General features: G+C 52.8%; 11 protein-coding genes. 7 read left to right on the forward strand and 4 right to left on the reverse strand.

The genetic code is table 11. From position 1 onward, the window contains the following. The first annotated feature begins 7 nt into the window (after nt 1-7). The 4 genes from DPRO_RS13375 (at nt 8) to DPRO_RS13390 (ending at nt 4,539) form a co-directional block, all read left to right on the forward strand. Nucleotides 8-1,105: an ABC transporter ATP-binding protein gene (locus DPRO_RS13375; RefSeq protein WP_097012506.1), complete on the forward strand. Its 1,098-nt coding sequence runs from the start codon at nt 8-10 to the stop codon at nt 1,103-1,105. A 75-nt stretch (nt 1,106-1,180) separates the two neighbouring features. Continuing rightward, nucleotides 1,181-2,437: an ABC transporter substrate-binding protein gene (locus DPRO_RS13380; RefSeq protein ID WP_097012507.1), complete on the forward strand. Its 1,257-nt coding sequence runs from the start codon at nt 1,181-1,183 to the stop codon at nt 2,435-2,437. A gap of 156 nt (nt 2,438-2,593) precedes the next feature. Further along, on the forward strand, nt 2,594-3,712 hold the full coding sequence (locus DPRO_RS13385) for a carbohydrate ABC transporter permease (RefSeq protein ID WP_097012508.1): 1,119 nt from the start codon (nt 2,594-2,596) through the stop codon (nt 3,710-3,712). A gap of 2 nt (nt 3,713-3,714) precedes the next feature. After that, nucleotides 3,715-4,539: a carbohydrate ABC transporter permease gene (locus DPRO_RS13390; RefSeq protein ID WP_097012509.1), complete on the forward strand. Its 825-nt coding sequence runs from the start codon at nt 3,715-3,717 to the stop codon at nt 4,537-4,539. Between the two features lie 75 nt (nt 4,540-4,614). Here DPRO_RS13390 and DPRO_RS13395 read toward each other — a convergent pair whose 3' ends face one another. Together DPRO_RS13395 and DPRO_RS13400 are read right to left on the reverse strand one after the other, a co-directional pair. Continuing rightward, nucleotides 4,615-5,361, reverse strand: coding sequence for a substrate-binding periplasmic protein (locus DPRO_RS13395; protein ID WP_097012510.1), 747 nt, complete (start codon nt 5,359-5,361; stop codon nt 4,615-4,617). A 93-nt stretch (nt 5,362-5,454) separates the two neighbouring features. Further along, entirely contained in the window at nt 5,455-6,714 is a 1,260-nt protein-coding gene (locus DPRO_RS13400) for an HD-GYP domain-containing protein (RefSeq protein ID WP_097012511.1), read from the reverse strand. Between the two features lie 368 nt (nt 6,715-7,082). Between DPRO_RS13400 and DPRO_RS13405 the strand changes: the two genes are divergently transcribed. Both DPRO_RS13405 and DPRO_RS13410 read left to right on the forward strand, forming a co-directional pair. Then, the gene (locus DPRO_RS13405) at nt 7,083-7,550 is read left to right on the forward strand and encodes a hypothetical protein (protein ID WP_097012512.1); all 468 of its coding nucleotides are present in this window, start codon (nt 7,083-7,085) and stop codon (nt 7,548-7,550) included. Between the two features lie 198 nt (nt 7,551-7,748). After that, nucleotides 7,749-8,240 (forward strand): hypothetical protein, encoded by a 492-nt coding sequence (locus DPRO_RS13410; protein ID WP_097012513.1) that lies wholly within the window; start codon nt 7,749-7,751, stop codon nt 8,238-8,240. On the opposite strand, the gene DPRO_RS13415 is transcribed toward DPRO_RS13410, so the two are convergent. Both DPRO_RS13415 and DPRO_RS13420 read right to left on the reverse strand, forming a co-directional pair. Beyond that, nucleotides 8,231-8,662 (reverse strand): DUF2721 domain-containing protein, encoded by a 432-nt coding sequence (locus tag DPRO_RS13415; protein ID WP_097012514.1) that lies wholly within the window; start codon nt 8,660-8,662, stop codon nt 8,231-8,233. The two genes, DPRO_RS13410 and DPRO_RS13415, sit on opposite strands and share 10 nt — an antisense overlap. Nucleotides 8,663-8,942: 280 nt before the next feature. After that, nucleotides 8,943-9,696, reverse strand: a protein-coding gene (locus DPRO_RS13420; RefSeq protein WP_097010290.1) for an IS5 family transposase whose coding sequence is annotated in 2 segments (ribosomal slippage) — nt 8,943-9,360 and nt 9,359-9,696 — 756 coding nt in all. Because the reading frame shifts where the segments join, the coding sequence is not laid out codon by codon here. Between the two features lie 207 nt (nt 9,697-9,903). On the opposite strand from DPRO_RS13420, the gene DPRO_RS13425 reads away from it, so the two are divergent. Next, nucleotides 9,904-12,555: an ATP-binding protein gene (locus DPRO_RS13425; protein WP_097012515.1), complete on the forward strand. Its 2,652-nt coding sequence runs from the start codon at nt 9,904-9,906 to the stop codon at nt 12,553-12,555. The last annotated feature ends 12 nt before the right edge of the window (nt 12,556-12,567 follow it).

The following is a 12,567-nucleotide window of genomic DNA, read 5'->3' on the forward strand; positions in this document are numbered from 1 at the left end:
TACTGCAATGGCGAATGTTCAACTGAAGAAAGTGATCAAACGGTATGGTTCCGTGGAAGTGGTCCACGGCATCGACCTGGAGATTCAGGATAATGAATTCATCGTGCTGGTCGGTCCGTCCGGGTGCGGCAAATCGACGGTTCTGCGTATGGTGGCAGGGCTGGAAGAGATCAGCGGTGGCGAGATCGTCATCGGTGACAGGGTGGTCAATCAGGAATCGCCCAAAGATCGAAACGTGGCCATGGTTTTCCAGAACTACGCTCTGTATCCCCACATGTCCGTGCGTGAAAACATGGGCTTCTCGCTTAAGATGAGCAAGTGGAGCAAAGAGGATATCAACGCCAAGGTGGCCGAGGTTGCCCATATCCTTGAGCTGGAGCCGTATCTGGACCGCAAACCATCGGAGCTTTCTGGCGGCCAGCGCCAGCGCGTTGCCATGGGGCGCGCCATGGTGCGCGAGCCCGATGTGTTCCTTTTTGATGAGCCGCTGTCCAACCTCGACGCTCAGCTTCGCACGCAGATGCGCATGGAACTGCGCAAGATGCATATGCGTCTGGCAACCACCACCATCTATGTCACCCACGACCAGATCGAGGCCATGACCCTGGCTGATCGTATCGTCATCCTCAAGGATGGACATATTCAGCAGGTCGGCACGCCCATCGACGTATTCGAGGACCCCAACAACGTGTTTGTGGCCCAGTTTATCGGTAATCCGCCCATGAACATCCTAGAAGGCGTTTGCCATATCCAGGACGGCAAGCGGTCGGTGAAAGTCGGGGCTTCAACATTCCCGGTGATCGACGGCAAGGCCGAGGCTTTGGAGGACGGTGCGCCCGTTCTGGTGGGGCTTCGACCGGACTCCATCAAAATGGGCGACAACATCGAGAAACTGCCCAAAGAATGGTGGTGTCGTGGTGAAGTGGTCGTGTCGGAAATCCTTGGCGGACAATCCCATCTGGAGATCGTCGTGGATGGGGAGAATCAACTGATCGCCGAGGTAGAGGGACGGGTGATCGCCCATCCCGGTGAAATTGTTCCCATCGGTTTCGAATTTGACAGAATGGTCTTGTTCGATCCGGAGACAACCAATGCGCTTCGTTGATGTTGCGGTCTGCGAAGTGTTTGTTTTAATTGCTAATTGATTGTGGAAAATCGTTTGCTAACGTTAGGAGGTACTATGAAAAAGGCTTTTGCTCGTGTGCTGTTCTTCATGGTTGCCGCTCTGCTGCTCTCCGCGCCGCAGGCCGTGCAAGCCAAGGAATTTTCCGGTGATCTGGAAATCTTCTCCTGGTGGGCTGGTGACGAAGGTCCGGCACTCCAGGCTCTCATCGACATCTACAAAAAACAAAATCCCAAAGTTAACGTAATCAACGCCACAGTAACAGGCGGCTCCGGCGTCAACGCCAAGGCTGTCCTCAAGACCCGTATGCTCGGTGGTGAGCCGCCGGATTCCTTCCAGGTTCACGCCGGACAGGAACTTATCGGTACCTGGGTTAAAGCGGATCGCATGGAAGACCTGACCCCGCTCTTCAAGGAGCAGGGATGGATGGACGTTTTCCCCGAAGGGCTGATCAAGCTCATCGGTACTGAAGACGGCATCTGGTCTGTGCCGGTCAATATCCACCGCTCCAACGTGATGTGGTATACGCCTGCCAACCTGAAAAAATGGGGCGTTGAAGCTCCTAAGACCTGGGATGAGTTCTTTGCCATCGCTCCCAAGCTGAAAGCCGCTGGCGTCACGCCGCTGGCTCTCGCTCAGAACTGGACCGCCAACCACCTGTGGGAATCTGTTGCTCTGGCCTCTCTTGGCCCGGACAAGTGGGACGCCCTGTGGAACGGCGAGCTGTCCTTTGATTCCCCTGAAGTTGTCAAGGCATGGGAACTGTTCGGCAAGGTCCTCCAGTACACCAATGCCGATGCTTCCTCCCTGTCCTGGCAGCAGGCCACGGATATGGTCATCGATGGCCGCGCCGCCTTCAACATCATGGGTGACTGGGCTGCCGGTTACATGGCCACCACCAAGAAGCTCGTTCCCGGCGAAGGGTTCGGTTTCATGGCCTCTCCCGGTACCAACGGCGAGTTCATGTTCCTGGCCGACTCCTTTGGTCTGCCCAAGGGTGCTCCCAACCGTGACAACGCCATTGCCTGGTTGAAGGTCCTCGGTTCCAAGGAAGGCTCTGATGCATTCAACCCCCTGAAGGGTTCCATCTCTGCCCGTACCGACTCCGACCTGTCCAAGTACAACGGCTACCTGCAGGCCACTGCTGCCGACTTCGGCAAGGATCGTGTGGTTGGTTCTCTGGCACACGGCGTTGCAGCCAATGAAACCTTCATGGGTGGCTTCGCTTCCGTCATGGAGATGTTCCTGAAGACCAAGAACGCTCCTGCCGCTGCCAAGGCGTGCGCTCAGCTCGCCAAGAAGGCCGGTATCTAAAACGCATTCATCAACCCTCCCGCGCCGCTTCCATGGGCGCGGGAGGCTTTCAACGCTCCGCCAACTCGTTCTGACAAAGCGTCAACAGGAGTTGTTCGGAGATATGATCGGGCGGCGGCCATGGTGCCCGAAGAGGATTAGTGAAGAGTAGGAATCATGCGCGAAGCATCAAGAGACAAATTGAAAGCGTTGCTGACGCTGCTGCCATCCATGCTGCTCATAGGCATTTTCGTCTATGGCTTCATAGGCAATACCATATGGACATCCATGACCGACTGGGGTGGAACGGGATCGCTCTCCATGACCCCGCAAAAGAATTTCGTCGGACTGGATAACTACGTTGAGCTGTTTACCGGATTTCTGGGCGGCGGGTTCCGTCAGGATCTGGTGAACGCGGTGTACTACTCCGTGATGCTGCTGGCCGGTGCCATCGGGCTGGGCATGTTCATTGCCATTTTGCTGGACCAGAAGCCCAAGGGCGAAGATGTGTTGCGGACCATCTTCCTCTATCCCATGTCTCTTTCTTTCATCGTGTCCGGTACCATCTGGCGCTGGCTGCTCGCTCCCCAGGGCGGCGTGAACGTGCTGCCGACCTATGTCGGTCTGGAGCCGCTTTCCTTTTCCTGGTTATCTAGCACCGAAGCTGTCCTGCAGTTCAACTGGCAGAACCTGTTCCAGATCATCCTGTATGTGGCCGCATTCATCATGATCATGGTCGGTCTGTACAAGTTGCGCAGTCACGGCAATGCTGCTGTGAAGAAATGGCTTGGCCCCGGTATCGTTGTCGGCGGTGGCGCTTGGCTCTTTGGCGGCATGCTGCCCGAGGCACTGTTCATGGAAGAGATGCATGGATTCAACTTGGCAACCCTCGGAATCATCATCGCGACCATCTGGCAGTATTCAGGATATACAATGGCTCTCTACCTTGCCGGGTTCAATGGCATTTCGCAGGATCTTCGCGACGCGGCGCTGCTCGATGGAGCCACGGAAGCCGGGTATTATCGCCATGTGGCTATCCCCATGCTCAAGCCCATCACCATCAGTGCGGTCATTATCCTGTCCCATATTTCACTCAAGATGTTCGACCTCGTCTTTGCCATGACCGGGCCGGACAATGCGGAAACCGGTCACCCCGCGTTGAACATGTATCTGACCACCTTCCGCGCCAATGACTTTGCCGTGGGTGCGGCCATTGCAATCGTTCTGTTTCTGGTGGCAGCGACGTTTATCGTCCCCTATCTCATCGGGCAGTACAGACAGCGGAGGCGGGGATAATCATGAAACGTTCTTCTCCTGTCAGCTCGGTCCTTCTTTACGGGACTCTCGGCGTTCTGGCGCTGTTCTTCCTTATGCCAGCCTACATGGCGTTCGTCACGGCGCTCAAACTGCCTGCGGACATCAGCCTGCCTTCGGCCTGGGAACTGCCAGCCACATTCAACTGGGCGAGTTTCAGTCAGGCCATCGATCTGCTCAAGCCTAACTTCGTCAATTCCATTATCCTGACGATCTCCGCGACTATCGGCTCCACCGTTCTTGGCTCGCTCAACGGGTATGTGTTCTCGAAGTGGAAGTTCAAGGGCAGCGAGGTCGTGTTCACGCTCTTCCTGTTCGGCATGTTCATACCGTATCAGGTTATCCTGATTCCTCTGTTTCAGACCCTGCGCGCCATGAACCTGTACGGTGGCCTGCCGGGATTGATTCTGGCGCACATCGTCTACGGGTTGCCGATCACGTCGTTGATCTTTCGGAATTTTTATTCGCAGATTCCGACAGCGCTCATTGAATCCGCCCGTCTGGATGGTGCAGGATTCTTCTCCATCTATCTGCGGATTGTGTTTCCGCTGTCCATTCCGGGCTTTGTGGTCACGAGCTTGTGGCAGTTCACCCAGATTTGGAACGAGTTCCTCTGGGGCATCTGTCTGACCCGTCACGCCGACAATCCGATCACCGTCGGGCTGGCGCAATTGGCCGGTGGACAGGCCGTGAGCTGGAATCTGCCCATGGCCGGTTCGATCATGGCTGCGGTGCCGGTGCTGTGCATCTACATCTTCCTCGGACGATACTTCATCCGAGGACTGCTGGCCGGTTCGGTGAAAGAGTAATCGGCAACTGTTCGATAATCAAAAAAGGCGGCTCTTCGTGGAAGTGCCGCCTTTTTCTGTTGCTTGCTGATGCAGTCAGTCCGTGCTGAAGTAATGCCCCAGTATGACATCCATGGTCCCGTCATCAATTATCCCCTGCAATACCTCTCCGAGCTCATCCTTTCGTTCGATGAGTGGGGATTTGCGTGAAATGCCGATATATAGTTCGATGTGCACGTCCGGCTGATAGGGCACTTTGCGAAGGGTCGTTTCCAGGTTCTTTCGTCGTATGTCGTAATCCACCTGACAGTCGGTTCCGATCATGACATCCCATCGACCTTCCTGCATCATCTTGAGCATCAATCCCTCATCCTTGATGGCGATCTTGTTGAGCTGCATGTCGGAGTCAAAAGGCTCGAAGTAGGCCGACCCACGGGTGTATCCGATGGTCAGCTCGCGGAGCTGTTCATAGGTGGTGACTGGCTTACCTTTGCGGTCGGCCCGTTCGTAAAATGCAGGGGAGCAGGTGAAATATTCAGGAGAGGTGTAGGCGATGTACTTTTCGCGTTCCGGTGTCCGTGCGAGGCCGGTCATGATGTCGGCTTTGCCGTGTTCCATATCAATGAGGCAGCGGGCCCATGGCGCTCGTTTTGTTTCAAAGTCGATATGCATCCGCTTTCCGATGACGGAAAGCAATTCCATATCTATCCCGCCGATTCCATAGGGATTCTGAATACGGAAAGGAGGCCAGTAATCGGTCACAACTGTGTATGTTTCTTTTCCGAAAGCCGACCCGGGAAACGAGAAAATGGCCAGTAAAAAAACAAGCAGCATGTATCGCATAGAGTCCACCTCTATATGAATAGTAGCTAATGCTTGCGTTTTTGCAAATACTTTACAGCGAAGACGGTAGTGGGATTTGCAAATCCTCGTGGATCAGGAAGGGTCGACGTAGTAAGTGATCTTGGTCCGGGGAGAGAGGTAATCACGTACTTTTTGAGGAAGATGGGAGACCCGTATGGATTTTTCCACCCGCAAATCAGGCTCTTCTGCCAGGTCCACGATGAGCGCTTCCTTTTTTGGAACGGCATCGTCGTAGAGAACAACGCTGGGATTGAGCTGGTTTTTCGGGTTGACCGCCATGACCATCCCGATGGCGCCGTTGGACAGTTCAACTACTGTACCCGGAGGGTAGACGCCGAGACAGCGAATGAAAAGCGCCAGCATCTCCACGTCGAACAACTGCTTTTGCTGACCGAACATGTAGGAAAGGGCCAGGTAGGGGGTCAGGGATTTATCCGGGTCCTTGGAGTTGGTGTGATTGTCGTAGGTATCGGCAATGGCGACGATCCGTGCCAGAGAGTCGATAGCGTCCCCTTTGAGTTGCTCAGGCCCGCCCGAGCCGTCAATGCGCTCGTGGTGATGGGCCACGATCCGGGCAACGGCATTGGGGAAAACCTTTATGCTTGAAAGCAGGCTGGCCCCGAAAGCGGCGTGCTGGTCCATCAGGGCCTGTTCCGGCTTGGTGAGCGGACCACGCTTTTTGAGGAGCTTCTTCGGGATTCGATATTTGCCGATGTCGTGGAACAACGCTCCAAGGCCCAGAGCGAGCATCTCCTTACCATCCAGACCGGCCTCCCGTCCGACCATGAGTGAAAGAACCGCAACGTTCATCGGATGGGAATAGGCAATCTCTTCGGGGTCAACCACATTCATGAGGTGGAGGGTCGATTCCGTGTCATCCAGAAAGTAACGGGAAAGACGGTCCACAAAGCGAATGGCATCCTCTATGGACTGGGAGTTGCCCCCCATGACGCCTTTGAGGATGTTGTCGAAGGGCTTGATGCAGGTGTTGAATTTCTCTTCACATTCAGCGATGCGAAGCTTCTTTTCCCTGAGTCGCCGGGTGCGTTCCTTCTTGACTTCCCACAGGCGGTCGATGACTTCCTGGGATAGCTCCTTCTTTGCCTCCGGAGCGGTCTTTTTACCGGCTGTCGGACGCTTGGGCAGAACGTCGCTTTTTTCAGGAATACAGACGACATGTGTTATGCCAAGGTTGCGTAGCAACGCCACCTGCTCCTCGTCCTTCACTTTGAACTTGCTAAAGAGGAACGGGTGATCAAACCAGTTGGTTTTTTCCAACCGAATGAAAACACCCGGACGAAGCAAGTCGACCGAGATGCGGTATTCTGGCATATTTGTGTCATCCATAATCCGTAGATATTAGCTCATGATGCGTAAACACACAACTCCCTGTGTGTGCTGCACGATTATGCACCAGTCATTTGGTTTTGCCTGACATCGGAGCCAGAAAGAGACATCTTTTTCTTCGGTGCCAAAATGTGGTAATGATAATAATTGTTGAGCCAAATGGTTTAAAAAAAGATTATAAAAAATTTTCAAAAATTAGAATATGTTTGTCATTTTTGTAGGAAAAACCCACACCATCCGTGTTGCCAAGCAGTGTCAAATGGTTTACGCCATCTAGGTGGTTCACGCCGTGGTGGCCTTTTTGTCTGAATTTACACACTTTTTTATGCGGGGAGCTGCAAGAGCAGAATAGCATGAAAGCATTTATAAGAAATACGCTTATAGCGACGGTGTTCATCATTCTTGGCGGTGTGATCGCTGTTCAGGTTGGTGTAGTGGATACCGGCAGCGATCCCAGTGATGGACTTTCCGGCATGGTTACCGTCAAAGGATCTGTGGCTGCCCGTGATCTCGGGTTGAGTAAAGCGGACGTAAAACGTATCAACCGGGCTGTCGGAAGCCATAAAAACATGTTCACCAAGGTCAATGTCTTTTTGGATGCACGAGAGGACAAGGATCCGTCAGAGCCGACAACCATCTTGGTGATGGCCATGGTCCTGGAGACAGATGGGAACTGTGAGGTGCGCTCCTGGAGCCGAAAGGTATCTCGGGACAAGCTGATCTCCCAAATGGAAGTGTATATGAAAAAGGCGGCCAGGGAATATGAGGAATTCAAGAAATTCCCTGACGTACAGCAAAATTTCAAGTGTCTGTACATCTAGCCTTTTGATTAACGAGATTTTTTTGATCCCCGCCATGTGCGGGGATTTTTTTTGTCGTGTGACTGAAGTGGGGTGGTATGGATTGGGTACAATAAATGGGTGTGGTAATCATTGTTTCCAGAAGGAAAAGTCGGTATACATTTTCGCTGATATGACAGAGTAAATGCAGAGGCGAAGCCTCGTGAGGGCGATGATACCATGGCGAAAAAAAAGAAGAAATCCAACAGCAAGCAAATCCTGATGATTGTGCTGTTACTGATGATGGCGACGGGTGCGGTCGTTGTCTTTCAAAGTGGATTTTTCAGTCGCTCCAATCAGCCTGTATATGACAGCGCTTTGGTTGATTCCGTGACGGTCACCGGAACCATTCGAGCTGATGATCTCAATCTGTCCGGCAAGGAGATTACACGAATCAACCGCCTGATGAGCCGTTTTTCCCTGTCCTTTGATAGCATTGAAGTCAACCTTGAGCTGGAAGACCAATTCGCCCCCATAGAAATAGAAAACGATACAGTCCTCGTGCTGAGACTGCGATGCCAGGCTCCCAAAATGGAGGTGGCTTTCTGGAGCCGGAAGGTACCCAGAAAACGGTTGGTGAAACATATGGAAACCGCCGTGCCTGAAGCCGCTGAAGAACTGAAATGGGCCACGCAGAAAAGTGGAAATACAGTCCGGCGAATCTATCTGTGATCGCTTTTCACTTCAGCAATCATTTCCTCGGTAGGGCTCTCCATGTCTTCCAGCAGAATATCGAGGGCGCGAACCGAAATGCGTATTTCCAGAAACGATATGCCAAGCGACAGCACGAGGAATAGCAGGCTCCCTCCGAACAGAATCGATCCGGCCAGCGGCCAGTCCTGAAACAGACAAATCATTGAAAAAATGCAGGAGAGCATCGACATGACGCCGAATCCCTGCATACGCCGAATCATGTGTACCCTGATCCGAAGGTTCTCGATCTGTTGTCGAATGGATTCGTCGTGTCTTTCCCTGTACTGATCGTGGAGGTGGCGTATGCGCGCACCAAGTGACAGAAAGCGATTGGTAAAGGCAAGCATGAAAAGTGAGATTGCCGGGAAAAGCAGGGCGGGGGTGGTGACTGATATCTGCATGAGAGATCTCCTAGGAAAAAACTGACGGATAGTATGCTGCAAAGCATACTGACAGTCGCGCTCTTCGTCCAATATCTTGATTGCTTGTTTTTTGGTTGTGAAATGACGTTGCCCAAAAAAGCAATGTCCAAATATTTTTCGGATTGTGCGTTTTGGGATAATGCGTAACGAGGTGGAGAGGTTGCGATACAATCATGCGACTTCACGGGATGTGCAATCGACGTGCAGCCCTTGCAGTTGCTGGACAAATGGCAATTTATAGACTAGGGTGTGTCGACAATCACTTCAGCCACAGCCACATTGCTCCTACGTACACGAAAGCAAGATAGGACGTCGCCAGCTTGTCGTATCGTGTTGCAATCCTTCGAAACTGTTTTAAATTTCCAAACATACACTCTATAGCACTTCGCTCCTTATAGAGATGTTTGTCATATGTTCGCCTTGTCTTTCTGTGAGAGCGAGGAGGGACAACCGGATTGGCATTCATGGCTTCAATTGCCATTACAATTTCATCTGAATCATAGCCCTTATCAGCAAGGACATGCTCGGCAGCCTGTCCTTCAATAAGCGGAATCGCCATACTGCAATCCGCTGTATTTCCAGGTGTTAATATGAATTTAGTTGGACATCCGAGAGCATCTGTGGCAGCATGGACTTTCGTTGAAAACCCTCCTCTAGATTTCCCCACCGACTGCTGGAGGTGCCCCCTTTCCGCCAGCCGAATGCTGATGAGCTCGCACTATTGTGCTGTCAATCATGAGCCATTCAGTATCAGCGTCTACCGCAAGCGTGTTGAAGATCATTTGCCATACACCTTTCTTGGCCCAGCGGATAAATCTCTTATGGACCGAAGACCACTTGCCATAGCTTTCTGGCAAATCTCGCCAAGGCGCCCCTGTCTTGCCAATCCACATGACTGCATCAATGAATAGCCTGTTATCTTTTGCAGTTACACCGCAGTCACTTTGTTTTCCTGGAAGATATTCTTTGATTTTATCCCACTGATCGTCGCGTAGAGCGTGTCTTTTTTGCACTGCCAACCTCCTGCCAAGAAGTATAGCAAATCTCAGAATGATTGTCGACACGCCCTAGGGCCGGTTGCAGTTTGTTCTACCAATAAGAGAACGACAACTCTACTACGCTTGGTGTCAAGGCGCACTCTTTCGGCGGTTGAATACAATGCCGGACACCGAGGAATATTAATGATCGTATATCGGTACCTTTCGAGGGTATGGAGTGGCATGAGCGTAATGCGAAAGTTTGCATTGGCTCTGGGCTCCATGGTGGCCCTCATCCTTTTTGTGGCAACTATCGGCTTTTTCTCCCTCACGTTTCAGGAGCAAAAGGTCGCTGATATTGTTGCCGACTCGATGCGTGTCCAACGCCTTGCCTTGGAGGTCGAATCCCGACTTCAGTTGGCCCGTCAGGCAGAGCGCGATTTTATTTTGCATCTGCATGAACTGGGTGTTCAAGGGTCCAATGCAGCATATGGCGTTGAGTTTCTCGACAACGTCAATGACGCTGTGCGCAATGTGCTCTGGCTGCAGAATCTGGCCGGAATGGATGCGGGGAAGCCTTTGCAGGCCCGCTCCAATCACCGACTTATGGAACTGCGCAAAGGACTGGAACAGTATCTCGATACATTCAACCATCTGGCCGAGGTTGCACAAAGCGAGGGGATCAATAATACCTTCAAGCATTTGGTCAGCGGGCTGGATGGCGAGTACCTTTCGCTGACGACTCTGGTCCGTCAACTGGCGCTGGCAGCTTCGGACGAGGCTCGCAACGCACAGGCCGCGATCAGTCAAACCAGCATGGTCATCAAGATTCTGCTTATAGCCTCTGTGCTGCTTGCATTGTTGCTGGCCGCAAGTATCACGTGGGTTCTCAACCGGACCGTGGTCAGGAGCGTTGTTCAGCTTCGCGATACAGCCTATGAGTTGAGCTACGGCAACCTGGAGGCCCGGGCCGAGCTTGATAGTGGTGATGAATTCGGTCAACTGGCGGAATCCATAAATGGGATGGCCGAGCGCATCAATTCGCTGGTTTACGACATGGAAGTGCGGGTGGATACGGTCAATGACCGGTTGTTCGAGGTCATTGACGCCACATCGGAAGGTTTCATTCTTTATGACAAGCATGGCCGACTGCTGCTGACCAATAAGCGGATCATGGAAATGGCCGGCCCCAATGCTGAATACCTTCAGCCGGGAATGTCACGAGAAGATGTGTTGCACGAACAGGCGAAAAGCGGCCTGCTGATCAATGCCTACGGTCGGGAAGAAGAGTGGGCGCAGGAACGGTTGGAACAACAAAGCAAGCCGTTTTCCATGCAGGAAGAGCCACTGCGTGACGGTCGCTGGATGCAAGTCCGGTCCTACAAGACCAGCCGGGGCGAGATTGTACTGATTGTCAGTGACATAACAGAGCGCAAGCAAAGGGTGCAGGATCTCGCCTCAATGAATTCCGATCTGGAGGAGCTTGTCCGGGAGCGCACGCAGGTGTTGGTGGAAAAGGCCTCCGAGCTCAAGGAAGCCAACGAACGACTACGAGAACTTGACGAACTCAAATCCACTTTCCTTACCTCTGTCTCTCACGAGCTGCGCACTCCCCTCACTTCCCTCATCGGCTTCTCCAAGATCATCAAACGTGATTTCTCCCGTATTTTCATGCCGTTGGCTGACTGTGAAAAAAGCAGCTCCATTGGTGAGCGTATTCAGTCCAACCTCGATATCATCAGCAACGAAGGGGAGCGCCTTACCGGGTTGATCAATGACGTGCTTGATCTCAGCCGCATCGAGTCGGGCCAGGACGAGTGGCAATATATCGAGGTTGATTTGGCCGAAGCCATCAACCGGGCCGTCACCGCTTCATCCGGTGCCTTTGCACAGAATTCGCAACTCAAGCTTTCTCTCCGGCGCTTTGAAAAAGTGCCGCCGGTACTTTGTGATCCCGATCGAATTCATCAGGTGCTGATCAATCTCTTGTCCAATGCAGCGAAATTTACCGAATCGGGTGCTGTATATATTGATTTGTTCCAGGATGTTCGAGGGAGAGTCTGCATACAGGTTCAGGACACCGGACAGGGGATTGAAGAAAAGTACCTGGAGCGGATTTTCGACAAATTTCAACAGGCACAAAGCGATACCCTGACCGAAAAACCATCGGGAACAGGTCTTGGATTGGCCATATCGAGGCAGATCATCGAGCAGTATGATGGCCGGATCTGGGCGAGTTCGGAACTGGGTCGCGGGACGACAATGCACATTGTGATGCCGCCTGCCGTACCAGACAACATGCCGTTGGTCCTTGTTGTCGATGATGACATGACCGTGCGCGAATATCTTTCCATGTATCTGAAAAAGGCTGGCTACGGGGTTCAGACTGCCGCTGACGGGCGCGAGTGCCTGAGGATGGTTGAAGAGTTGCGGCCGGATATCATCTGCACGGATCTGCTGATGCCTGGTATGGGAGGCGAGGAAACGATCCGGGAACTCAAGGCTGACGAGCGTTTCAGCAACATTCCTATCCTCGTTATCTCCTCGGCCGGAGAATGCCGGACTGCCGGGGGGGACATCGCCATGCTCAAGCCGTTGAACGGCGATACCATACTGCAGGTGGTGGCGGCGTTTCTCGATCGTCAAACCGCCACGCTGCCCGCGCTCTCCGTTGGCACGGCAGGGATATGTCCATTGCCCGTTCTGTGCGGTGATGATGTCACCCATTGCACCAGGGAAGATATGTGGCAGATGGTTGAGAGCGGGTTCAAGGGGACTGTTGTCGTGCCTGAATCCCAGGTGCAGGACATCGACATCCAGCGACTCAGTAGTCATGTGCGGTTGCAGGTGATTCTGGTCCCTTCACAAGAGCCGGTTGAATTGGCTAACGGATAATCACTCCTATTC

It is taken from the genome of Pseudodesulfovibrio profundus, assembly GCF_900217235.1.
Taxonomy (GTDB): Bacteria; Desulfobacterota; Desulfovibrionia; order Desulfovibrionales; family Desulfovibrionaceae; genus Pseudodesulfovibrio; species Pseudodesulfovibrio profundus.